The 22,569-nt window shown below is 72.6% G+C and carries 21 protein-coding genes; 18 read left to right on the forward strand and 3 right to left on the reverse strand.

Going from position 1 to position 22,569, the window contains the following annotated elements; translation table 11 throughout:
* The coding region (locus BMY19_RS08945; RefSeq protein WP_139215625.1) for a transposase at nt 1-244 on the reverse strand (244 nt) is incomplete at its 3' end.
* A 193-nt stretch (nt 245-437) separates the two neighbouring features.
* Between BMY19_RS08945 and BMY19_RS08950 the strand changes: the two genes are divergently transcribed.
* The 6 genes from BMY19_RS08950 (at nt 438) to phnE (BMY19_RS08975) (ending at nt 5,747) form a co-directional block, all read left to right on the forward strand.
* The gene (locus BMY19_RS08950) at nt 438-1,487 is read left to right on the forward strand and encodes an alpha/beta fold hydrolase (protein WP_100251485.1); all 1,050 of its coding nucleotides are present in this window, start codon (nt 438-440) and stop codon (nt 1,485-1,487) included.
* A gap of 65 nt (nt 1,488-1,552) precedes the next feature.
* Nucleotides 1,553-2,065, forward strand: coding sequence for a cytochrome P460 family protein (locus BMY19_RS08955; protein ID WP_100251616.1), 513 nt, complete (start codon nt 1,553-1,555; stop codon nt 2,063-2,065).
* Nucleotides 2,066-2,267: 202 nt separating this feature from the next.
* A complete protein-coding gene (phnD, locus tag BMY19_RS08960) occupies nt 2,268-3,290 on the forward strand; it encodes a phosphate/phosphite/phosphonate ABC transporter substrate-binding protein (RefSeq protein ID WP_056524895.1) in 1,023 nt (340 codons plus the stop codon).
* Nucleotides 3,287-4,117 carry a phosphonate ABC transporter ATP-binding protein gene (phnC, locus tag BMY19_RS08965; protein WP_244534869.1) on the forward strand — a complete coding sequence of 277 codons (831 nt, stop codon included), beginning with the start codon at nt 3,287-3,289 and terminating at the stop codon, nt 4,115-4,117. Before phnD ends, phnC begins: the two co-directional genes overlap by 4 nt.
* Nucleotides 4,114-4,935: a phosphonate ABC transporter, permease protein PhnE gene (phnE, locus tag BMY19_RS08970; RefSeq protein WP_100251486.1), complete on the forward strand. Its 822-nt coding sequence runs from the start codon at nt 4,114-4,116 to the stop codon at nt 4,933-4,935. The genes phnC and phnE (BMY19_RS08970) overlap by 4 nt, the downstream gene beginning before the upstream one ends.
* Entirely contained in the window at nt 4,932-5,747 is an 816-nt protein-coding gene (gene phnE / locus BMY19_RS08975) for a phosphonate ABC transporter, permease protein PhnE (RefSeq protein WP_020091220.1), read from the forward strand. The genes phnE (BMY19_RS08970) and phnE (BMY19_RS08975) overlap by 4 nt, the downstream gene beginning before the upstream one ends.
* 12 nt (nt 5,748-5,759) lie before the next feature.
* Here phnE (BMY19_RS08975) and BMY19_RS08980 read toward each other — a convergent pair whose 3' ends face one another.
* Nucleotides 5,760-7,181, reverse strand: a complete 1,422-nt coding sequence (locus BMY19_RS08980; protein WP_100251487.1) for a M20 family metallopeptidase — start codon at nt 7,179-7,181, stop codon at nt 5,760-5,762.
* 321 nt (nt 7,182-7,502) lie between these two features.
* On the opposite strand from BMY19_RS08980, the gene BMY19_RS08985 reads away from it, so the two are divergent.
* The 12 genes from BMY19_RS08985 (at nt 7,503) to BMY19_RS09040 (ending at nt 21,637) form a co-directional block, all read left to right on the forward strand.
* Entirely contained in the window at nt 7,503-9,293 is a 1,791-nt protein-coding gene (locus BMY19_RS08985) for a peptide ABC transporter substrate-binding protein (protein WP_100251488.1), read from the forward strand.
* Nucleotides 9,294-9,309: 16 nt separating this feature from the next.
* Nucleotides 9,310-10,269, forward strand: coding sequence for an ABC transporter permease (locus tag BMY19_RS08990; protein WP_091927930.1), 960 nt, complete (start codon nt 9,310-9,312; stop codon nt 10,267-10,269).
* On the forward strand, nt 10,235-11,167 hold the full coding sequence (locus BMY19_RS08995; RefSeq protein WP_012321500.1) for an ABC transporter permease: 933 nt from the start codon (nt 10,235-10,237) through the stop codon (nt 11,165-11,167). The genes BMY19_RS08990 and BMY19_RS08995 overlap by 35 nt, the downstream gene beginning before the upstream one ends.
* Before the next feature lie 2 nt (nt 11,168-11,169).
* Entirely contained in the window at nt 11,170-13,029 is a 1,860-nt protein-coding gene (locus BMY19_RS09000; protein ID WP_100251489.1) for an ABC transporter ATP-binding protein, read from the forward strand.
* A 200-nt stretch (nt 13,030-13,229) separates the two neighbouring features.
* Nucleotides 13,230-13,784: a SiaB family protein kinase gene (locus BMY19_RS09005; RefSeq protein ID WP_020091215.1), complete on the forward strand. Its 555-nt coding sequence runs from the start codon at nt 13,230-13,232 to the stop codon at nt 13,782-13,784.
* 13 nt (nt 13,785-13,797) lie between these two features.
* Complete coding sequence (locus BMY19_RS09010) at nt 13,798-14,187, forward strand: DUF1987 domain-containing protein (RefSeq protein ID WP_012321503.1); 390 nt, start codon at nt 13,798-13,800, stop codon at nt 14,185-14,187.
* Complete coding sequence (locus BMY19_RS09015) at nt 14,184-15,029, forward strand: GGDEF domain-containing protein (RefSeq protein WP_100251490.1); 846 nt, start codon at nt 14,184-14,186, stop codon at nt 15,027-15,029. Before BMY19_RS09010 ends, BMY19_RS09015 begins: the two co-directional genes overlap by 4 nt.
* Before the next feature lie 54 nt (nt 15,030-15,083).
* Complete coding sequence (locus BMY19_RS09020) at nt 15,084-16,892, forward strand: SpoIIE family protein phosphatase (RefSeq protein ID WP_100251491.1); 1,809 nt, start codon at nt 15,084-15,086, stop codon at nt 16,890-16,892.
* 198 nt (nt 16,893-17,090) lie between these two features.
* Nucleotides 17,091-18,221, forward strand: a complete 1,131-nt coding sequence (locus BMY19_RS09025; RefSeq protein WP_100251492.1) for an L-talarate/galactarate dehydratase — start codon at nt 17,091-17,093, stop codon at nt 18,219-18,221.
* A gap of 635 nt (nt 18,222-18,856) precedes the next feature.
* Nucleotides 18,857-19,735, forward strand: a complete 879-nt coding sequence (locus tag BMY19_RS09030; RefSeq protein ID WP_100251493.1) for a heme/hemin ABC transporter substrate-binding protein — start codon at nt 18,857-18,859, stop codon at nt 19,733-19,735.
* 24 nt (nt 19,736-19,759) lie between these two features.
* A complete protein-coding gene (locus BMY19_RS09035) occupies nt 19,760-20,803 on the forward strand; it encodes a FecCD family ABC transporter permease (protein ID WP_100251494.1) in 1,044 nt (347 codons plus the stop codon).
* A 12-nt stretch (nt 20,804-20,815) separates the two neighbouring features.
* Entirely contained in the window at nt 20,816-21,637 is an 822-nt protein-coding gene (locus BMY19_RS09040; RefSeq protein WP_100251495.1) for a heme ABC transporter ATP-binding protein, read from the forward strand.
* On the opposite strand, the gene BMY19_RS09045 is transcribed toward BMY19_RS09040, so the two are convergent.
* Nucleotides 21,634-22,566, reverse strand: a complete 933-nt coding sequence (locus tag BMY19_RS09045; RefSeq protein WP_100251496.1) for a glycosyltransferase family 2 protein — start codon at nt 22,564-22,566, stop codon at nt 21,634-21,636. The two genes, BMY19_RS09040 and BMY19_RS09045, sit on opposite strands and share 4 nt — an antisense overlap.
* Between the last annotated feature and the right edge of the window lie 3 nt (nt 22,567-22,569).

Below are 22,569 nucleotides of genomic sequence, written 5' to 3' on the forward strand. Positions count from 1 at the left end.
CGCGCTCCTGCACGAGGCCGAGCAGACGTTCCCACACCCCACCGCGCGACCACCGGATGAAGATCTGCGCGGCTCGCCACCACGGCCCCAGCTCGCGCGGGATTGCACGCCATTTGGCACCGTTCTGATGGCGCCACAGAATGGCTGAGAGTGTGCGCCGCAGGTCCTGCGGCGGTGTCTTCGCCTTCGGCCGGCAAGCCTCGACCAGCGGCTCCAGAACAGCCCATTGCGCGTCGCTCAGCATCGTGCCTCCTCAGGCCGGAGGCACAAAACGCATGCCGCACCAGATGGTTCAGGTGACGACAGGCCCTAGCACGGGCCCGGGCGAGCATAAATCATGGGCCTCTGAAGGTGTCCTCAAGGTCCTCTCAAAGCGCGGTGTCGAACATCGGGATAGGTTTCGCTCCATCGAAGACTTTCCGACGAGGGAGCCGTCCATGGCCCGCGAGACCGATCCCGACACATCCGCCTGGAGCCGCCGCCGCCTCCTGAAGAGCGCGGTAGCCACCGCCGCCCTCGCCGAGCTCGGCCTCGGCCGGACCGCGCGGGCGCAGGGCGGCTCGGCCCCCGGCGCCCCGGTCCCCGGCGCCATGCCGGGCGTCCTGAAGCAGGTCGAGGCCGGCGTGCTCGACGTCGGCTACGTCGAGGCCGGTCCCGCCGACGGGCCGGCGGCCATCCTGCTGCACGGCTGGCCCTACGACATCCACGCCTTCGCGGAGGTCGTGCCGATCCTCACGGCGGCCGGGTACCGGGTGATCGTGCCGTACCTGCGCGGCTACGGCACCACCCGTTTCCTGGCGTCCGAAACGGTCCGGAACGGCGAGCAGGCGGCACTCGCGGTGGACGTCATCGCCCTGATGGACGCACTGAAGATCCCTCAGGCCGTCCTGGGCGGCTTCGACTGGGGCGCGCGGACGGCCGACATCGTCGCGGCGCTGTGGCCGGAGCGGTGCCGGGCGCTGGTGGCGGTCAGCGGCTACCTGATCGGCAACCAGGAGGCCGGCAAGAAGCCGCTGCCGCCGCGGGCCGAGCTGTCCTGGTGGTACCAGTTCTACTTCGCCACCAGCCGGGGGCGGGCCGGCTACGAGGCCTACCGTGCCGACTTCGCCAAGCTGATCTGGCAGACCGCCTCGCCGCGCTGGCGCTTCGACGACGCAACCTTCGCGCGGAGCGCCCCGGCCCTCGACAACCCGGATCACGTCAGCATCGTCATCCACAATTACCGCTGGCGGATGGGCCTCGCCGATGGCGAGCGCCGGTACGACGCGCTGGAGAGCCGCCTCGCGCAGGCGCCCACGATCGGCGTGCCGACCATCACCCTGGAGGGCGACGCGAACGGCGCCCCGCATCCCGACCCCGCCAGCTACGCGGCCAAGTTCACCGAACGCTACGCGCACCGGCTGATCACCGGCGGGATCGGCCACAACCTCCCGCAGGAGGCCCCGCGCGCCTTCGCGCAGGCCGTGATCGACGCGGCCGCGGCCTGACCGCGCCGGCGCGGCCGGATCATCCCCAAACACACGATCATCCCGAGACGATGACGGAGGTTGCCATGCGGTTCCTGGCTGTCGCGCTGCCGGCCCTGCTCGCTGCGGGCCTGATTTTGGGAGGCTCCGCGGTGCGCGCCGTGGATGCCGGGACCGCCCCGGCGGCCTCGCCGATCTACGGCGTCACCGTCCCGGACGGGTACCGCGACTGGCAGCTCGTCGGCGTCGCGCAGGAGACCGGGGCCCTCGACGAGTTGCGCGCCGTGTTCGGCAACGCGCGGGCGCTGGACGCCTACCGGTCGGGCACCCTGCCGTTCCCGGACGGGACGGTGCTGGTGAAGCGCGCCTGGACGCGGGTGCCGTCCGCGGAGTTCGCGCCGGCCTTCGTGCCCGGCGGCGCCACGACGGTTCAGGTCATGGTGAAGGATTCGCGGCGCTACGCGGCGACGGGCGGCTGGGGGTTCGGGCGCTTCGTCGACGGCAAGCCCGCGGACGCGGCCCAGCACGAGACCTGCTTCGCCTGCCACAGCGCGAATGTCCGGGACCACGACTACGTGTTCACGCGGCTCGCGCCCTGAGGCCGGCCGCCGCCCGGACGGCCGCCCGGACGGCCGCCACGACGCCCCTGTCAGCGCGCGGCTTCCCTCAACGTCCGCTCGCTGTCGCGCCTTGCGTCTCCCGTCAGCCGGCGCCTACACCTTTGCCGGCTCAAGCTCGGCCCGGACCGGGCGGGACATGACGGCGCCGGCCCGAGGCACGGCCCCGCAGGGAGGATAGCGCGTGACGATCGCCCGATACGGCGCAGCCCTGGCGCTGCTCTGCGGCTTCGGTTCCCTCTCGCCCCTCAGGGCCGACGAGTGCCCCAACCGCGGCCAGCTCGACGACGCCTACTGCGACGCCAACAAGGATCTCGTCGCCGACGTTCCGGCCAAGACCCGCGACCCGAGCGTCATCGTCTTCGCCTACACGCCGGTGGAGGATCCCGCGGTCTACGAGAACTCGTTCAAGCCGTTCACGACCTACCTGAGCCAGTGCACGGGCAAGCGCGTCGTCTACTACCCGGTCCAGTCGAACTCCGCCGAGATCGAGGCGATGCGCTCCGGCCGGCTCACGGTGGCGGGCTTCTCGACCGGGCCCCTCGGCTTCGCGGTGAACATGGCCGGCGCGATCCCGTTCGCCGCCAAGGGCACCGAGAAGGGCGCCGAGGGCTACAACCTGATCGTCGTGGTGAAGGCGAGCAGCCCGTACAAGACGCTGGCCGACCTCAAGGGCAAGCGCGTGGCCCACACGGCGCCGTCGTCGAATTCCGGCAACCTCGCGCCCAAGGCGCTGTTCCCCGAGCAGGGGCTGAAGCCCGGCGAGGACTACAAGCTCATCTACTCGGGCGGCCACGACAAGTCGGCGCTGGGCGTCGGCACCGGCGACTACGACGCCGCCCCGGTGGCCTCCGACGTGTTCTACCGGATGGTCGCCCGCGGGACGATCAAGGGCGACGATTACCGGGTGATCTACACGAGCGAGAAGTTCCCGACCTCGGGTTTCGCCTACGCCCACGATCTCAAGCCGGAACTCGCCGAGAAGCTGAAGCAGTGCTTCTACGATTTCCGCTTCCCGCCCGACATGGTGAAGGATTTCGAGGGCGACGACCGGTTCGCGCCGATCACCTACCTCAAGGACTGGGCGATCGTCCGCAAGGTCGCGGAGGAATCGGGCACGCCGTACAACAAGGTCGCCTACGAGCGCGAGGCCGCCCGCGAGGCCGAGGCGGCGCGCAAGAAGGCCGCGGGCGCGCCCAAGCCGTGACTCAGGCCGTGACGCAGGCCGTGACGGCGGGGAGCGCGGCGCGCGCGGTGGCGGCCGGACTCGAGGGTGATCCCCGCGCCCTGGTGATCCGGGGACTGACCAAGGCGTACCGGGCCGGCCAGCCGGTCCTGAAGGGCATCGACCTCGTGGTGCCGGGCACCGGGCTCACGGCGATCATCGGGCCGTCCGGTACCGGCAAGAGCACCCTGATCCGCTGCATCAACCGGCTGGTCCAGCCGACCTCGGGGGAGATCCTGTTCCGGGGCGAGGACCTCGCCCGGCTCTCCGGCCCCGCTCTGCGCCGGGCGCGCCGCCGGATCGGGATGGTGTTCCAGGAGTACAATCTGGTCGAGCGCCTCTCGGTGATGGAGAACCTGCTCTGCGGCCGCCTCGGCTACGTGCCGGCCTGGCGCGCGTGGCTGCGGCGCTTCCCCGAGGCGGACATCGCCCGCGCCTTCGACCTCCTCGACGCGGTCGGCCTGTCGGGCTTCGCCACCCGCCGGGCCGACGCCCTGTCGGGCGGGCAGCGCCAGCGCGTCGGCATCGCCCGGGCGATCATGCAGGAGCCCGAGATCGTGCTCGCCGACGAGCCAACCTCGTCCCTCGACCCGAAGAGTTCCGTCGAGATCATGGAGATCCTGTCCCGGCTCGCGGCCGAGCGCGGCGTGCCGGTGGTGGTCAACATCCACAACGTGGCGCTCGCCCAGCGCTTCGCCGCCCGGATCGTCGGCATGTCGGGCGGGCACGTGGTCTATGACGGGCCGCCGGACCGGCTGAGCGAGGCCGACCTGCGCGGCATCTACGGCGGCGAGAATTGGCTCGAATGAGCGCGCCCGCCCGCCCGGCCTCCCCCGACGCCTCCCCCGACGCCTCCCCCGACCGCGTCGCGTTCCGGCCCAACTGGACCGCCCGCGCGGGCTGGGCGCTTCTCGCCGTCTACGCGGTCTACGCGGCGACCCAGCTCGGCTTCTCGCCCGAGCGCTTCGCCGGCGGCCTCGCCCACGGGCAGCAGTTCCTGGCCCGGATGTTCCCGCCGAACTTCTCCCGCTGGGAGCTGATCCAGTCGGGGATCCTCGAGAGCCTGCAGATCGCCGTGATCGCCACGGTGGTCGGCATCGCGGTCGCCCTGCCGATCGGCTTCCTGGCGGCCCGCAACCTGATGCCGCCCTGGGTGACGTGGCCGACCCGCATCCTGATCGCGCTCTGCCGGTCGTTCCACCCGATCATCGTGGCGATCCTGTTCGTGAAGGCGATCGGGTTCGGGGCGCTCGCCGGCGTCATGGCGCTGATCGTCGCCTCGGTGGGCTTCATCGCCAAGCTGTTCGCCGAGGCGATCGAGGAGATCTCCCTGAAGCAGGTCGAGGCGGTGCGGGCGACCGGCGCCGGCTTCCTGTCGACCCTGATCATGGGCGTGCAGCCGCAGGTGCTGCCGCGCTTCATCGGCTTCGCCACCTACCAGCTCGATTCCAACCTGCGGAACTCGACCATGGTGGGCATCGTCGGCGGCGGCGGCATCGGAGCGACGCTGTTCACCGCCTACCAGCGCTTCGACTTCGACGTGGTGCTGGCGATCCTGATCGTCATCGTCGCCCTGATCATGGTGGCCGAGATCGTCTCCGGCTGGGCCCGCAAGGTGTTCCAGTGAGCGTCGCCCTCGCGCCCGCGTCCGCCGACCCGCGCCGCTGGCAGCGCTTCCCCCTGTGGAAGCGGCTGGCGCGGCTCGCCTTCACGCTGTGCGCGGTGGCGGCCTTCGTGGCGAGCCTGCGCACCATCGAGGTGATCCCGGAATTCCTCTACGACGCCCCCGACCAGCTGGCCGACCTGTTCGGCCGGATGTGGCCGATGGATGCCGGCTATGTCGGGCCGACCCTGCGGGCGCTGGTGGAGACGCTCCACATCGCGACGCTCGGCACCCTGATCGCCATCGCGATCGCGGTGCCGATCGGGCTGATGGCGGCCCGCAACGTCACGCCCAACCGCGCGCTGAACCTCTTCGCCAAGTTCGTGTTCGTGACCTCGCGCTCGGTGAACTCTCTGGTCTGGGCGCTGCTGTTCGTGGCGGTGTTCGGCCCGGGGCCGCTGGCCGGGACCCTGGCGATCGCGCTCCGCTCCGTCGGCTTCACCGGAAAGCTGTTCGCCGAGGCGCTGGAGGAGGCCAATCGCGGCTCGATCGAGGCCCTGCAGGCCGCGGGCGCCGGCCGGATGTCGACGCTGCTCCTCGGCTACTGGCCGCAGGTGAAGCCGGCCTTCTGGTCGATCGCGCTGTTCCGCTGGGACATCAACATCCGCGAATCCGCCGTGCTCGGGCTGGTCGGCGCGGGCGGCATCGGCGTCGCGCTCGATACCGCCCTGAACCTGCTCTACTGGGACCAGGTCGCCGTGGTGCTCGCCGCGATCTTCGGCGTCGTCATCCTGGCCGAGATCGTCGTGACGGCGCTCCGCGCCCGGACGCTCTGAGACGGGCCCCGGTCAGCGCCCCAGCGACATGCCGAGCGGCGGCTCGACCTCCGGCGGCAGCGGCGAGACGTAGCCCGCCGCGCCGACCCGGCGGGCGAGGTCCGCCTTGGCGGCGTCGCGCAGGGCCGCGTCGGTCACCGCCCGGGCCCCGGTGGCGGCCATCGCCTTGGCGACCTGCACCATCGCCTTGTGGGCCGCGGGGGTCTTGCCCTGCGCCACCACCTGCCAGGTGTGGAACGGCGTGCCGATGGCCACCGTGGGCGCGTGGGCCTGGACGGTCGGCACCACCCAGCTGACGTCGCCGACGTCGGTGGACCCCACCGCCGGGTTGCGCGGCGCGTCGAGGGGCACGAGGAAGTCGGCGAGCGGCGCTTCGGTGCGCGGCATCCCCACGGCGCGGAACACGGCGTCGATGTCGCCGTCGGTGAGCGTCGCCCGGATCTTGCCGGCGAAGTCCCGGTCGGCCTCGTCGAAATGCGGCGGCCCGAGCTCCTCCATGACGCCGTGCAGCGCCCGCTCCAGGGGATCGTTGCCCAGCAGGTTCGACACCGCGCTGACGATCCGCACCTCGACGGTGGTCTCGGTCATCAGGGCGGCGCCCTGCGCGATCTTCTTCACCCGCTCGACCAGCGCCAGCATGCCGGGCAGGTCGCGGGCCCGGATCGAGTAGCGCACCGTCGCGCCGGCCTGGACGACGTTCGGGGCGATGCCGCCGGCGTCGAGATAGGCGTAGTGGACCCGCGCGTCGGGCGGCATGTGCTCGCGCATGTAGTTCACGCCGACGCTCATCAGCTCGACGGCGTCGAGCGCCGAGCGCCCGAGATGGGGCGCGGCCGCCGCGTGGGCGGTGCGGCCGGTGAAGTCGAAGTCGGCCCGGGTGTTGGCGAGGGCGACCGGCGGTGCCACCTCCCAGAAGCTGCCCGGATGCCAGGAGATCGCGATGTCGGCGTCCGCGAAGGCGCCGGCGCGGACCATGAAGGCCTTGGCGGCGCCACCTTCCTCCGCCGGGCAGCCGTAGTAGCGCACGCGGCCGGGCGTCCCGGTCTCGGCGAGCCAGTCCTTCAGCGCGGTGGCGGCGAGCAGAGCCGCCGAGCCGAGGAGGTTGTGGCCGCAGCCGTGGCCGTGCCCGCCCGCCTCCACCGGCCGGTGCTCGGCGACGCCGGCCTCCTGCGACAGGCCCGGCAGGGCGTCGTACTCGCCGAGGAACGCGATGACCGGCCCGCCGTCTCCCGCCTCGCCCATCACGGCGGTGGGGATGCCGGCGACCGCCTCGGTGACCCGGAAGCCCTGGTGGCGCAGCTCGGCGACGTGCTCGGCGCAGGAGCGGCTTTCCGTGTAGCAGACCTCCGGCATGCCCCAGACCCGCTCGGACAGGGCGATCAGCCGTTCCGACTGCGCGTCGACGTGGCGCCACACGGCGTTGCGGTTGTCCATCGAGTCCACTCCGGGAAAGCTGCGCGTCGAGGTCGCGCCACCATAGCGGGCTCCGCGCCGTCATCGCGAGCGCAGCGAAGCGACCCAGGGTTGCGCGCCCTCGGGAAGCGTGGCGCTGCTGGATTGCTTCGCTCCGCTCGCAAGGACGGATACGGCGCGCGCCCCGCTGCTGCCTGACCGCATGCACCGCCCAGGCCATGCTGCTGCCCGAACCAAGCGTCCGTCAACACGTTCCGATTGAACCGTCACTGGCCCGCCCCTTGCCAAGGCCGCTGCCGGAATGTTGCTGTGCCTGTCACGGCGGTAAACGGGAAAGCGTACATGGACGAGCGGGATCTGCGCGGCCTCATCGGGCAGGTGAAGGACGGCCGCCTGTCGCGGCGCGCTTTCGTGCAGCGGATGGTGGCTGTGGGCCTCACCGCGCCCATGGCCGGGCTGATGCTGGCCGGGAACGGGGTTGCGATGGCGGCCGATATCCGGGCCGGCTACAAGCCGACCAAGGCCGGCGGCGGCGGCGCGCTGAAGCTCCTCTGGTGGCAGGCGCCGACGCTGATCAACCCGCATTTCGCCGTCGGCACCAAGGACCAGGACGCCTCGCGGATCTTCTACGAGCCGCTCGCCGCCTGGGATGCGGACGGCAACCTCGTGCCGGTGCTCGCCGCCTCGATTCCGTCGAAGGAGAACGGGGCGCTCGCCGCCGACGGCCGCTCGGTGGTCTGGACGCTGAAGCCCGGGGTCAAGTGGCACGACGGCAAGCCGCTCACCGCCGACGACCTCGTCTTCACCTGGGAATACGCCCGCGACCCCGCCACCGCCGCGGTGACGGCCGGCTCCTACAAGGATTGCAAGGTCGAGAAGGTCGACGACCTCAGCGTCCGGGTGCTGTTCGACAAGCCGACGCCCTACTGGTGCGACGCTTACGTGGGCATCGTCGGGATGGTGCTGCCGAAGCACCTGTTCGGACCCTACAGCGGCGCCAAGTCCCGGGACGCGCCGCAGAACCTCGCCCCGGTGGGCACCGGCCCGTACCGGTTCGTGGAGTTCCGGCCCGGCGACATCGTCCGCGGGGAGCGCAACCCCGACTACCACCTGCCGAACCGGCCGTATTTCGACACGGTCGAGATGAAGGGCGGCGGCGACGCGGTCTCGGCCGCCCGCGCCGTGCTCCAGACCGGCGAGTACGACTACGCCTGGAACATGCTGATCGAGGACGAGGTGCTGAAGCGCCTAGAGACCGGCGGCAAGGGCCGGGTCGACGTGGTCTACGGCGGCAAGCTCGAGTTCCTGCTCCTCAACGCCGCCGACCCGAACGTCGAGGTCGACGGCGAGCGCGCCTCGATCACCACCAAGCACCCCGCCTTCTCCGACCCGAAGGTGTGCCAGGCGATGAACCTCTTGGTCGACCGCAAGTCGATCCAGACCTACATCTACGGCCGCACCGGCAAGCCCACCGCCAACACGGTCAACGGCCCGGAGCGCTTCGTCTCGAAGAACACGAGCTTCGCCTTCGACCCGACCAAGGCCAACGCGCTCCTCGACGAGGCCGGCTGGAAGAAGGGCTCGGACGGCATCCGCGCCAAGGACGGCAAGAAGCTCAAGCTGGTCTTCCAGACCTCGATCAACGCCCCGCGCCAGAAGACGCAGGCGATCATCAAGCAGGCGGCCGCCAAGGCCGGCATCGAGATCGAGCTGAAATCGGTGACCGGCTCGGTGTTCTTCTCCTCCGACCCGGCCAACCCCGACACCTGCACGCATTTCTACGCCGACATGGAGATGTACGCCTACAGCATGACCCAGGCCGATCCGGCGATCTGGCTGCTCATGTACGCCTCCTGGGAGGTGGCCCAGAAGGCCAACAAGTGGCAGGGCCGCAACGTCGTGCGCTGGCGCAACGACGCCTACGACAAGGCCTACAACGCCGCCCAGAGCGAGCTCGACCCGGTCAAGCGCGCGGCGCTGCTGATCACCTGCAACGACCTCGCGGTCTCCGAGAACGTGCTGCCGCTGATCCACCGCGCCGAGGTCTCGGCGGTGGGCGCGACGCTGACGGCGCCCCGCAGCGGCTGGGATAACGACCTGTCGTTCCTGCCCGACTGGTACAGGGAGGCCTGAGCGGGAGCGCCGCGCTATGGGCGCCTACATCCTGCGACGGCTCCTGATCGCGATCCCGAGCCTGCTTGGCATCAGCCTGATCCTGTTCACCGTCCTGGCGCTCGCGCCGGGCGACCCGTTCGGCGAGCTCGCCAGCAACCCGAACGTGCCCCCGGAGGTGCGGGCGGCGCTCCGCGTCAAGTTCGGCCTCGATGACCCGATCCTCACCCGCTACCTGCACTGGCTCACCGCCATGCTGCAGGGCGACTGGGGCTTCTCCTTCGCCAGCCGGGTGAACGTCGACACGCTGATCCTGCAGCGGCTGCCGACGACCCTGTTCGTGGTCGGCTCCTCCCAGGTGCTGGCGCTGCTGATCGCCGTGCCGGTGGGCCTCTACGCCGCCCGCCGGCCCTACTCGCTCGCCGACCAGGTCGCCAACACGCTGGCCTTCGTGGGCTTCTCGCTGCCGACCTTCTTCACCGGCCTGCTGTTCATCCTGCTGTTCTCGATCAAGCTCGGCTGGCTGCCCTTCGTCTACCAGGCCGACCTGCCGGGCTCCGGCCTGCCCTGGGTCTGGGCGAATGTCCGGCAGGCGATCATGCCGGTGGCGGTGCTGGGCTTCTTCCAGGCCGCCTCCTACACACGCTACGTGCGCGCCTCGGCGCTGGACGTCGCCCGGCTCGACTACGTCACCACGGCCCGGGCCAAGGGCCTGACCGAGGGCACGGTGACCCGCCGGCACATCGCCCGCAACGCCCTGATCCCGGTGGTGACGCTCGTCGCCCTCCAGATCCCCGCGGTGTTCGGCGGCGCCATCGTCACCGAGCAGATCTTCCGGATCCCCGGCATCGGCTCGCTGCTGATCGACGCGATGCTGTCCAACGACACGCCGGTGGTGATGGCGGTGACCTTCGTGTTCGCCGGCCTCGTCATCCTGTTCAATCTCGTCGCGGACCTGCTCTATGGCTGGCTCGACCCTCGCATCGCCCTCCGATGAGGCGGTGCCCGTCGCCCGCGCGCCGGCCTCGCCGGGGCGGGAGACGTGGCGGCGCTTCCGGCGGCACCGGCTGGCGCTCGCCAGCGTCGGCGTGCTGGCGCTCCTCGTCGCCGGCGTGGTGTTCGGCGGCCTGCTCTGGCCGGTCGCCATCGACGACATCGACTTCGCGGCCCAGCTCCAGGGCCCGTCCTGGGACCACCCGTTCGGCACCGACGATCTCGGCCAGGACCTGCTCGCCCGGATGATCTACGGCGGCCGGATCTCGCTCGCGGTCGGCTTCGCCGCCATGGCGGTGGCGAGCCTGATCGGGGTGCTGGTCGGCGCGCTCGCCGGCATGTCGCGCCGGTTCCTCGACCCGGTGCTGATGTGGCTGACCGACCTGTTCCTGTCGCTGCCGCAGCTGCCGCTGCTGCTCCTCGTGATCTACCTGTTCCGCGACAGCCTGAAGGCCGTGTTCGGCAGCCAGGGCGGCGTGTTCCTGATGATCGTCGCGGTGATCGGCGGTCTGCGCTGGATGCCGGTCGCCCGGCTCGTGCGGGCGCAGTTCCTGAGCTTGCGCGAGAAGGAGTTCGTGGAGGCGGCCCGCTCGCAGGGCGCGACCACCGGGCACCTCGTGCGCCGCCACATCCTGCCGAACGCACTCGGTCCGGTGATCGTGGCGGCCTCGATCGAGGTCTCGTCCGCGATTATCGCGGAATCGACCCTGTCCTTCCTGGGGCTCGGCTTCCCGCCCGACATCCCGACCTGGGGGCGGCTCCTGTTCGACGCCAAGGACCATCTCGACGTCGCCCCGCACTGGGCGCTGTTCCCAGGGGGCGCGATCTTCCTGACGGTGCTGTCGATCAACTTCATCGGCGACGGCCTGCGCGACGCCCTCGACCCGCGACGGGTTCTCTAGCGATGACGGATCCAGTGGACCCGATCCTCTCGGTCTCAGACCTCACCGTCTCCTTCCGCTCGGACGGGCGCTGGCGCGAGGTCGTGCACGGCGTCTCGTTCGACGTGGGCCCGCGCGAGACCGTGGCCCTCGTCGGCGAATCCGGCTCCGGCAAGAGCGTCAGCGCCCTCTCGATCCTGCGCCTCCTGCCGCGGGACGCGAGCCGTATCGGCGGGCGCGTGCGCTTCGAGGGCCGCGAGCTGCTCGCCGCCCCCGAGGCCGAGATGCGGCGGGTGCGCGGCGATTCCATCGCCATGATCTTCCAGGAGCCGATGACCTCCCTGAACCCGGTCCTGACCATCGGCTTCCAGATCGCCGAGGCGCTGATCCGGCACCGGGGCCTGTCGCGGTCCGCCGCCGAGGCGGAGGCGCTCCGGCTCCTCGACAAGGTCCGGATCCCGGCCGCCCGGTCGCGCCTGCACGAGTACCCGCACCGCTTCTCCGGCGGCATGCGCCAGCGGGTGATGATCGCCATGGCGCTCGCCTGCCGGCCGAAGCTCCTCATCGCCGACGAGCCGACCACGGCGCTCGACGTCACGATCCAGGCCCAGATCCTCGACCTCATCAAGAGCCTGCAGGACGAGGAGGGCATGTCGGTCCTGTTCATCACCCACGACATGGGCGTGGTCGCCGAGATCGCCGACCGCACCGTGGTGATGTACCGGGGCCGCGCCGTGGAGGCCGGCCCGACCGCGCGGATTTTTTCCGAACCCACCGAGCCTTATACGCGGGCGCTGCTGGCCGCGGTCCCGCGCCTCGGGACCATGGCGGGCCGGGCGCGCCCGATGCGCTTCCCGGTTGTCGACCGGGCGACCGGCCTGGCGGCGCCGACGCCCGAGACCCCCGACACCGTCAGGGCCGCCGAGCGCCCGGTTCTGGAGGTGCGCGACCTGACCACCCGGTTCGACATCCGCTCCGGACTGCTCGGCCGCGTGACCGGCCGCGTCCACGCGGTGGAGCGGGTCTCGTTCAGCCTCGCGGCCGGCGAGACCCTGGCGCTCGTCGGCGAATCCGGCTGCGGCAAGTCCACCACCGGGCGCTCGATCCTGCGCCTCGTCGAGCCGCTCTCGGGCTCGGTCCTGCTCGACGGCGAGGACATCACGGGCCTCGATGCCGGCACCCTCCGCGGCCGCCGCCAGCGCATGCAGATGATCTTCCAGGACCCGTTCGCCAGCCTCGACCCGCGCCTGAGCGTCGGTGCGGCGGTGGCGGAGCCGCTGCTGATCAACCGCCTCGCCGCGCCCCGCGAGGCCCGGCGGCGGGCGGAGGACCTGCTCGCCCGGGTCGGGCTTCCGCCCGAGACCGCCGCGCGCTTCCCGCACGAGTTCTCCGGCGGCCAGCGCCAGCGCATCTGCATCGCCCGCGCGCTCGCCCTGAACCCCCGCCTGATCGTCGCCGACGAGGCGGTCTCGGCGCTCGACGTCTCGGTGAAGGCGCAGGTCGTGAACCTGATGCTCGACCTGCAGGCGGAGTTCGGCCTCGCCTACCTGTTCATCTCGCACGACATGGCGGTGGTCGAGCGGGTCAGCCACCGGGTGGCGGTGATGTATCTCGGCGAGATCGTGGAGATCGGCCCCCGGGCCGCGATCTTCGGCGATCCGCGGCACCCCTACACGAAGAAGCTGCTCGCCGCGGTGCCCGTGCCGGATCCGGCCCGGCGGGGCGAGCGGCACGCGCTGCCGGACGACGAGATCCGCAGCCCGATCCGGACCCCCGACTACGTGCCGCCGGAGCGCCTCTACCGGGAGGTCGCGCCCGGCCACGTCGTGCAGGACTGGGGCACCGAGTGGGACGCGGGCGCCCGCCAGGGCGCGGCCGCCTGAAGCCGGCGGCCCGGACCCTCGCGCGCGATGCCGCGCGGTCCGCGACAGGATCCAGCGTAAAGCTTGCGGCACTGCTCGCAATACAGGCAATGTTGCTCAGAAAGCGATCAGTACCGGTAAGAAATCTTTGATTATTTCCGCATTAATGTCGGCCCTACACACGCGGTGTGTTGCCGCGATGAAGCGGTCGAGAGGCTTCCTTGCGCGCGAGCGATTTCCGATCCTTCCACGAGGCGTCGAAGCGCAGCGGCGTGATCCTGTCGTTCGGCGGAGATCTCTCGGAGAACATCCTGTTCTCGCTCGGGGAAGTGCTGAAGCTGCGCATGCGGCACGAGGAGACCGACGCCGCGGTCGCCAAGCGCGTCTTCTCGATCTTCGTCGAGCAGGCCCAGAACGTGATCCGCTACTCGGCCGACAAGGTCGCGCCCGCCGAGCCGCCGGGCCCCGCCCGGGTCAGCGCCGGCATGATCGCCGTCGGCACCGAGGAGGGGCGGTTCTTCGTGGTCTGCGGCAACGAGGTCGGCAGGACCGAGGTGCCGCGGCTGCGCGAGCGGCTCGACGAGATCGCCACCCTGTCGAGCGATGAGCTCAGGAAGGTCTACCGCGAGAAGCTGCGCCAGCCGCCGGACGAGGGCAGCCTTGGCGGCAGCATCGGACTGATCGAGATCGCCCGCCGGTCGAGCGCCCCAGTCGAGTACGACTTCCAGGATCTGGGCGCGGAGCGCAGCCTGTTCTGCCTCAAAGCCTTCATCTGAGGATCGCACGGACATGGACCGCATCACGCTGCCCCGGACCGAGCGCTCGCCCGAGGTCGATTTCGACTTCGCGTCGGGGCGGCTCGTCCTGCGCGGCGAATCCTACCCGGAGGACGCCGCCGCATTCTTCGGCCCGCTGCTGCAGGCCCTGCGCGGCCACCTCGCGGCGACCGAGGCGAGCCCGATCACCTTCGACGTCGCGCTCGCCTACTTCAACTCGTCGAGCGCCAAGGCGCTGATGAACCTGTTCATGCCCCTGGAGGACGCCGCCGCCGAGGGGCGCCCGGTGACGATCCGCTGGATGTTCGGCGCCGACGACGACGTGATCCAGGAGGCCGGCGAGGATTTCGCGGCCGACTTCGCGCATGCCCGGTTCGAGATGATCGCGAGTGTCCCCGCGTGAGCCCGCACCGGGCGCCGGCCCACGATCTCCTGTCCGAGCCGGCGGACGCCTTCAGCCTGTTCGACACCGAGGAGGCCGTTCTCGGCCGATCCGAGGTGATGCTGGCCCGCCTCGCCGAGGTCGGCGACGGGGTGCGGGAGCTCGCCGGCGCCTACCGGCGCAGCTACCACGAGCAGCGCCGGCTGGTGCGGCTGAGCGACCGGATGCAGCTCGACCTGCACCGCGTCAACCAGCGGATGGCCGAGCAGCAGCGCGCCCTGCGACACCTCAACGACGCCCTCTCGGCGGAGATCGAGCACCGGGCGCGCCTCGAGGCCGAACTCCGCCGCCTCGCCGACACCGACCATCTCACCGACGCCCTGTCGCGCCGCCGCTTCCTGCAGATCTGCGAGGAGGTCTGGGCCCGGACCCAGTCGGGCGACACGCCCTCCAGCGTGCTGATGCTCGACCTCGACCGCTTCAAGCTGATCAACGACCGCTACGGCCACAGCGCGGGCGACACGGTCCTCAAGGCCTTCGTCGAGACCTGCCGCGACAGCCTGCGCGCGGTCGACGTGATCGGCCGCATGGGTGGTGAGGAATTCGCCATCCTCGTCACCGGCACCGTGATGGCCGAGGCGCAAGTCATCGCCGAGGCGCTCCGCCGCGCGGTGGCGCAGCGGCCGGTGCGCCTGGAGCACGGCCCGCTGCCGATCTCGGTGAGCATCGGCCTCGCGGCGTTCGGCCCGAGCGAGTCGATGTCGGCGACGCTCCGGCGGGCCGACGCGGCGCTCTACGCCGCCAAGCATGCCGGCCGCGACTGCGTGCGCTGCGCGGCCGAACCGGGCGCGTCCCTGACCTGAGGCGCCGCGCGCCCGGCCTCGGAGCGGAACCGCTGTGACACGGAGTGACGTCGCGTGAGCGGACCTGACACGGCCCTGGACAGCCCGCGTCCCGCCGGGGGGATCCGCGGCGCACGACCGCTGCGGACCGGGGATGCCCTGGCGCGGCTCGGCTTCGCCGACATCGATCCGGTCCCGGCCGCCGGCGGCGCCGGGCGCGCGGGCGGCCTGCGCGGGGCCGGCCCGATCCGCCGGGGCGATCCCCTGTCGAAGCGCGGCTTCGCCGACGTGCTGGCCGCGGGCGCGCCCGCGGACGAGCTGATGAAGCCCGGCGCCCTGCGCGGGGCGGCCAGAGGCCGCGACCTCGACAGCCTGTCCCACACCCTGTTCCTGCGCATCTACCCGGTGATCGGCGCCCTCCTGCTGCTGACCCAGCTCGGGATCGCCTGGGTGACCTACACCGACCAGCTCCGGCTGTACGGCGGCCGGGCGCATCTCCTCGCCCGGCTCACCGCCGCGGCGATCGCGCGGCCCGACTGGGCGCGCGACCCGGACGCCTACGACGGCCCGCTCAAGGCCCTGGCCGCCGAGCCCGATTTCGCCCACGCCGTCCTGCGCGACGCCACGGGCCACGTCGTCGGGACGGCGGGCGCGGCGACCCCCGCGCGGGGCTGGTCCACCCTCTCGGCCCAGGCCGACCTGTCGGTGCCCGGCCGCGCCGGCCCGGCGGGCAGCCTGACCGTCACGGTCTCCACGAAGGCGCTGCGGGACGACGCGGCGTGGCAGGTGATGCTCGCCCTCGGCGCCAGCGTCGGGCTGATGATCGCCTTCGTGGTCACCCTGCACGCCACCGTGCGCCGCCACGTCATGGCGCCGCTGATGCGGCTGCTGCTCGCCATGCGGGAGATCGAGCACAAGCGCTGGACGACCGTGGAGCTCGGGGGCGCCTACCGGCCGAGCAACGAGATCGACGTCATCAGCCAGGCCTTCAACCGCATGGTCGAGGGCCTGCGGAGCGGCGACGCCGCCAAGCAGCTCCTCGTCGAGCTGGAGCAGGCCCACGACAGGCTGGAGCGCGCCAACCGCCAAGTGGTCGAGAGCATCGGCTACGCGCGGCGCATCCAGGATTCGGTGCTGCCGGACCGCAACGCCCTGGCGGGCGCGGGGGTCGAGGTCGCGGTGCTGTGGGAGCCGCTCCACGTCGTCGGCGGCGACTATTTCTGGCTGGAGGAGGTCGACGGCCTCTGCGTGATCGCAGTGGCCGACTGCACCGGCCACGGCGTGCCCGGCGCGTTCCTGACCCTGATCGTCGCGACCGCCCTCGACCGGCTGCTGCACGAGCGCGGCCTGCGCGCGCCGGCGGCGATCCTGGCCGGGCTCGACGCGATGGTCCGCACGCAGCTCCGCCAGGACGGCCGCGGCGCCGAATCGGATGACGGGCTCGATTGTGGCCTGTGCGTCTGGGACCGCGCGGCCGGGACGCTGCACTTCGCCGGCGCCGGCCTGTCGCTCACGGTGGTCCGGGACGGCGTGGCCGAGCGCGTCCGCGGCGGCCGCCGAGGGCTCGGCTACCCGCGCCCCGCCCGTGACGGGCAGCCGGAGGACGTCGTCGCGGATATCGCCGTTCCGGTGGCGGGCGCCACCTTCTACCTGATGACGGACGGCATCACCGACCAGATGGGCCGCGCGGCGGCCGACCGGGCGCCGCGGCTCCTCGGCCGGCGCGGCGTGGCCGACAGCCTCCTGCGCCACGCCGACCTGCCCCTCGCCGCCCAGACCGCGGCCCTGGAGGCCGATCTCGACGCCTATCGCGGGACCGAGGCCCGGCGGGATGACATGACCCTGGTGGCGTTCCGGCTTCCTCCGGCGACGGCCGCCGGCTGAGACCGGCCGTCCCCCTCGGGGCCATTGATGTCAGGTGCGCATCGATCGATCCAACAATGACGTTGGACAGGCCGTCCGGCCTGCGCCACTCCTGGGCCCGGCCCCGGGAGAGCCGTCGCGGTCGCCGCCGAGAGGCACCGCCAAGAACCGCCTCCGGGGCTTCCAGCGCGCCCGCGCGGACAAGATCTGGAGGAAGCCATGGCTGAGGACGCCGTCACCGGGATCCGCCTGCGGTCCGTCGCCCTGCCGCTGGGGACCCCGATCAGCGACGCCAAGGTGCTCACCGGCCGCCAGAAGCCGATGACCGAGATCGCGATCCTGTTCTGCGAGGTCGAGAGCCGGGAGGGCCATCGCGGCCTTGGGATCAGCTATTCCAAGCGCGCCGGCGGGCCGGGCCAGTTCGCCCATGCCCGCGAGATCGCTCCGGCGCTGCTCGGGGCGGATCCGAGCGACATCGCCAAGGCCTGGGACACGCTCGCCTGGGCCGGCGCCTCGGCCGGCCGCAGCGGCCTCGCCGTCCAGGCGATCGGCGCCTTCGACGTGGCCCTGTGGGATCTCAAGGCGCGGCGGGCCGGCCTGTCGCTCGCCAAGCTCCTCGGGGCGCAGCGCGACTGGGTGCGCTGCTACAACACCTCGGGCGGCTTCCTGCACACGCCGCTGGAGGAGCTGCTCGTCAACACCGACCGCGCCCGGGCGAAGGGCATCGGCGGCATCAAGCTGAAGGTCGGCCAGCCGGACTGGGCCGAGGATATCCGCCGGGTCTCGCGGGTGCGCGAGCATCTGGGCGACGCCTTCCCGCTCATGGTCGACGCCAACCAGCAATGGGACCGGCCGACCGCGATGCGGATGGGCCGGACCTTCGAGCGCTTCAACCTGATCTGGATCGAGGAGCCCCTCGACTGCCTGGACGCCGCCGGGCACGCGGCCCTGGCCGCCGCCCTCGACACGCCGGTCGCCACCGGCGAGATGCTGACGAGCGTCGCCGAGCACTGGGACTTCATCCGCCAGGGCGGCGCCGACTTCCTGATGCCCGACGCGCCGCGGGTCGGCGGCATCACGCCCTTCCTCAAGGTGGCGGCGCTCGCCGAGTTCGCCGGGCTGACGATCGCGCCGCACTTCTCGATGGAGCTGCACATCCACCTCGCCGCCGCGCTGCAGCGGGAGCCCTGGGTCGAGCATTTCGAGTGGCTGGAGCCGCTGTTCAACGAGCGGCTGGAGCTGGAGGACGGCCGCATGCGCGTGCCGACCCGGCCGGGCCTCGGCCTCTCCCTGAGCGAGCAGGCGCTGGCCTGGACGCGCGAGACCGCCGGGTTCGGCAGCCTCGGCTGAGCGAACGGGGAGGGGACGCTCCGAGGCCCGCCGACCCGGATCGTCCGATCCTTCCCCCATCCCGCGGTGCGGTCGCGCGGCGGCCGCCTCGAAGGAGCTCTCCGCCGAGGCCGCGACGCGTCACCTCAGGACGAGGGTCGGACCTCGTCGTGCCGCGCTCCGCCCGAGCGGGCACAGCGAAGGCCCGTTCCGTCCCGGCCACGCCGTCGGGCGGGCCGCCGGAGCCGTGGACCGGAGCCGCCTGTACCAGTGTCCGCCGCCCGGAATCGGCTGCCGGTACGCGCGCGACGATATCCTGGCCTGGAAAATGACATAGGCCCCTTTTTCAGGCCGATCAGCGAAGTAAAACCGTGACCTTTTCGCGGGGTGGCGTCCGCGATCGATTGCCGATACGCTGCGTTTCTGTCGTCGCGATCCTCTCATTTGAAAATTTATAAAGAACAGATCTGGAGTGACCGGTCCATGTCGTGTGTCGAAGGAGAAGGTCATCGCCGCGTGCCGGGCGGCACGCGCGCGGGGTCCGGCGCGACGCGGCCGGTCGCGCGTACCGAGGCGGCGGGCGGGATCGTCAACCGCCACGGTGATCACGCCTGTCGCCTGCGGTTGACCGCCGGCGCCGCGCCGATGCTGACCCGATGAGCGCCCCCGGCCTTCTGTCGCGCCGCGCGCTCCTGGCCGCCGCGGCGGCCGGGGCGCTCGCCCCGCGCGCCGCCGCCGCGCAGGCGGCCACCCGCATCGCCGCCTTGGGCGGGGCCGTCACTGAGATCCTCTACCGCCTCGGCGCCGGCGGCCGGATCGTCGCGGTCGACACGACCAGCCTCTACCCGCCCGAGGCGCTGCGCGAGAAGCCGAGTGTCGGCTACCTGCGGGCGCTCTCGGCCGAGGGCCTTCTGGCGCAGCAGCCCGACCTGATCATCGCCGCCGAGGGGGCCGGGCCGCCGGCCGTCCTGGCGCAGCTGCGCGAGGCCGGGCTGCGCGTCGAGACGGTGACAGAGCCGCCGAATCCCGAGGGCGTGCTGGACAAGATCGAGACGGTCGGGCGCCTCGCCGGCCTGGAGCGCGAGGCCGAGGCCCTCGAGACCGAGGTCCGCGCGCGCTTCGCCGACCTCGCGACCCGGCGCGCCCGGATCGCCCGGGTGGCCCGGGCCCTCGTCGTCCTGTCGATCCAGGGCGGCCGGACCGTCGTCGGCGGCACCGGCTCCTCGGCGGACGGCATCCTGGCCCTGGCGGGCATCGGCAACGCGGCCGCGGGCCTGGAGGGCTTCAAGCCGATGACGGACGAGGCCATCGTGGCCGCCGCCCCCGACGCGGTGGTGATGATGCAGAACGGTCCCGAGCCGCCGAAGCCCGAGAGCATCTTCGCCCCCGGCACGGCCCTCGGCCAGACGCCGGCGGCGGCGCGGGGGCGGCTGGTGGCCATGGACGGCCTCTACCTCCTCGGGTTCGGGCCGCGCACGCCGGAGGCCGCCACCGACCTGATGCGGGCGCTCTACCCGGACCTGCCGCGTGACTGAGCCGCGCGGCGGCGGGCGGGGCGCGTGAGCCGCCGCGCGGCGCCCTGGGTGCTGGGTGTCCTGGCGGCCCTGGTGCTCGCCGCCGCCCTGCTCTCGGTGAGCTTCGGGGCGATCCCCATCCCGCCGGACCGGGTCCTCGCGGTCCTGATCGGGGAGGGGAGCGATCCGGCCCGCGCCCGCGACGGGCTGGTGATCCTCTCGATCCGCCTGCCCCGTACCCTGCTGGGGCTGCTGGTCGGGGCCGGGCTGGCGGTCTCGGGGGCGCTGATGCAGGGGCTGTTCCGCAACCCCCTGGCCGATCCGGCGCTGGTCGGGGTCTCGTCGGGGGCGGGGCTCGCGGCCGCGGTGATCATCGTCCTGGGCGACCGGATCCTCGCCGGGCTGGGGCTTCCCGGGCCGCTGCCCTACGCCGCGCTGCCGGCCGGAGCCTTCCTCGGCGGCCTGTGCGCGACCCTCATCCTCTACGCCCTCGCCACCCGGTCCGGGCGCACCGCGGTGGCGACGATGCTGCTCGCGGGGATCGCGCTGGGGGCGCTGAGCGGCGCGCTGACCGGCCTGCTGACCTTCGTCAGCGACGACCGGCAACTGCGCGATCTCGCCTTCTGGTCCCTGGGCAGCCTCGGCGGGGCCACCTGGTCCAAGGTCGCGGCCTCGGCGCCGCTGATCCTGCCGGTGCTGGCCGCGGTCCCGCTCCTCGGCCGCGGCCTGAACGCCCTCGTCCTCGGCGAGGCCGAGGCGTTCCATCTCGGCGTCCCGGTGGAGCGGCTGAAGCGCGCCTGCATCGTGCTGGTGGCGGTCGCGGTGGGCGCCAGCGTGGCGGCGGCGGGGGTGATCGGCTTCGTCGGCCTCGTGGTGCCGCACGCCCTGCGGCTGCTGATCGGCCCGGGGCACCGGCTGCTGCTGCCGGCCTCGGCACTCCTCGGCGGCGCCTTCCTGGTCCTCGCCGACGTGGTGGCGCGCCGCGTCGCCGCGCCCGCCGAGCTGCCGATCGGGATCGTCACGGCGCTGGTCGGCGCGCCGGTCTTCCTGTGGCTGCTTCTCGGCCGGGTGCGGCCGGACGATGTCTGACGATGTCTGACAATGTCTGATCCGGCCCTGCTCACGGCCCGCGACCTGACCGTCACGGTGGCGGGGCGCGACCTCGTGCGCGACGTCTCCCTGGCGGTGGCGGGCGGCACCCTGCAGGTGATCGTCGGCCCCAACGGGGCCGGCAAGTCGACCCTCGTCCGCCTGCTCAGCGGCGCCCTTCGCCCGACCCGGGGCAGCGTCGCCTATGACGGTGCGCCCGTGGCGACGATCCCACCCTGGCGCCTCGCCGCGACGCGGGCGGTGCTGCCGCAGGCGGCGCGCCTCGCCTTCCCGTTCGCGGCGGCCGAGGTCGCCCGGATCGGCCTCGACGGCATCGGCCGGGGCCTCGGGGCCCGCGACCGGGCGGCGATCCTGGCCCGGGCCCTCGCGCGGGCCGACGTGGCGCATCTCGCCGACCGGGCCTACCCGACCCTCTCGGGCGGGGAGCAGGCGCGGGTGCAGTTCGCCCGCGTGCTCTGCCAGCTGGAGGCCGGCCGCACGGTGGCGGACCGGCAGGTGCTGTTCCTGGACGAGCCGACCGCGAGCCTCGACCTCCGGCACCAGGGCGCGCTGCTCGACGCCGCCGCCGGGCTGGCGGCGACCGGCGTCGCCGTGGTGGCGATCCTCCACGACCTCAACCTCGCGGCCGCCTACGCCGACCGGCTGCTGGTGCTGGACGGGGGCCGGCTGGTCGCCGGCGGGCGGCCGGCCGAGGTCCTGACCGACGACCTCATCGCCGGGGTCTTCGGCGTCCGCTGGCCGGTCGGGCGGGTGCCGCCGGACGGCCAGCCCTTCCTGCTACCGCACCGGGGCGCGCCCGGTCGGCGCGGCTAGCGATAGCGCGACGGGTGGTATTCCCGGTAGCTCAGGCCGATCACGGCCGCGAGCAGGCCGGCTCCCCGGCACAGCGTGTAGCCGCCGCCGATCAGGGTCGCCGGCCTGAGGGACAGGCCGGCGATCCCGAGCCGCAGAAGGCCGCCGCCGAGGCGCACGAAGCCGCGGCCCGCGTTGGCGAGCCGGCCGCCCACCGTTTCCGGGCGGAGCCGGCCGAGATAGGCCTCGACGCTGCCGCTGCGGTACCAGCGCGCCAGCAGCCAGCGCACCCGCATCCGGTGCGTCGGGATGCTGTCGTAGACCACGGCCGTCTCGGCCCAGGCGATCCGGTACCCGGCGAGCATCAGGGCCCGGAAGAAGAACGTGTCCTCGCCGCCCATCGTGTTGAAGCGCATGTCGAAGGACAGGCCCAGCGCCCGGATCACCCGCAGGTCCAGGAGCGCGTTGGCGGTGTAGCCGTCCTCCACGTAGCCGTCGCGGACCGGCAGGCGCTTGGCGAAGAAGCCCCCGGCGGCCGCCCAGGCGGGCGGAACCCGGTCGAAGAACGGCACGACCGGCCCGACGCAGGCCGCGACGCCCGCGGCGAGGGCGGTCTCGAGCAGGTTGTGGAGCCAGTCGCGGTCGGGAAACTCGTCGTCGTCGATCAGAGCGACCCAGTCGGCGCCGGCCGCGGAGGCCTCAGCGAGGCTGCGGTTGCGGACCGCGGCGAGGCCGCGGGTCTCCTCCCGGGCGTAGGTGACGGGGAAGCGGCCGGTCGCCCGGTAGGCCTCCACCACCGGGACAGCGGCGCGGCTGCGCCCGTTGTCGATGATCAGGATGCGCAGGGCGGTCTCGGCGAGGCTGCCGAGCCGCTGCTGGTCAAGGGCCTTGAGCAGGCGCGCCAGCCCCACGGGCCGCTCGCAGGTGCAGATGCAGATGCACAGGCGCATCGT

Source organism: Methylobacterium sp. UNC300MFChir4.1 (assembly GCF_900110155.1).
GTDB lineage: Bacteria > Pseudomonadota > Alphaproteobacteria > Rhizobiales > Beijerinckiaceae > Methylobacterium.

Bases quoted from the DNA above. Each gene is read 5' to 3' on its own strand.
- BMY19_RS08950 (WP_100251485.1), top strand. From the start codon at position 438: ATGGCCCGCGAGACCGATCCCGACACATCCGCCTGGAGCCGCCGCCGC.
- BMY19_RS08955 (WP_100251616.1), top strand. From the start codon at position 1,553: ATGCGGTTCCTGGCTGTCGCGCTGCCGGCCCTGCTCGCTGCGGGCCTG.
- phnE (WP_100251486.1), top strand. From the start codon at position 4,114: ATGAGCGCGCCCGCCCGCCCGGCCTCCCCCGACGCCTCCCCCGACGCC.
- BMY19_RS08980 (WP_100251487.1), bottom strand. From the start codon at position 7,181: ATGGACAACCGCAACGCCGTGTGGCGCCACGTCGACGCGCAGTCGGAA.
- BMY19_RS08985 (WP_100251488.1), top strand. From the start codon at position 7,503: ATGGACGAGCGGGATCTGCGCGGCCTCATCGGGCAGGTGAAGGACGGC.
- BMY19_RS08990 (WP_091927930.1), top strand. From the start codon at position 9,310: ATGGGCGCCTACATCCTGCGACGGCTCCTGATCGCGATCCCGAGCCTG.
- BMY19_RS08995 (WP_012321500.1), top strand. From the start codon at position 10,235: ATGGCTGGCTCGACCCTCGCATCGCCCTCCGATGAGGCGGTGCCCGTC.
- BMY19_RS09000 (WP_100251489.1), top strand. From the start codon at position 11,170: ATGACGGATCCAGTGGACCCGATCCTCTCGGTCTCAGACCTCACCGTC.
- BMY19_RS09010 (WP_012321503.1), top strand. From the start codon at position 13,798: ATGGACCGCATCACGCTGCCCCGGACCGAGCGCTCGCCCGAGGTCGAT.
- BMY19_RS09025 (WP_100251492.1), top strand. From the start codon at position 17,091: ATGGCTGAGGACGCCGTCACCGGGATCCGCCTGCGGTCCGTCGCCCTG.
- BMY19_RS09030 (WP_100251493.1), top strand. From the start codon at position 18,857: ATGAGCGCCCCCGGCCTTCTGTCGCGCCGCGCGCTCCTGGCCGCCGCG.
- BMY19_RS09040 (WP_100251495.1), top strand. From the start codon at position 20,816: ATGTCTGATCCGGCCCTGCTCACGGCCCGCGACCTGACCGTCACGGTG.
- BMY19_RS09045 (WP_100251496.1), bottom strand. From the start codon at position 22,566: ATGCGCCTGTGCATCTGCATCTGCACCTGCGAGCGGCCCGTGGGGCTG.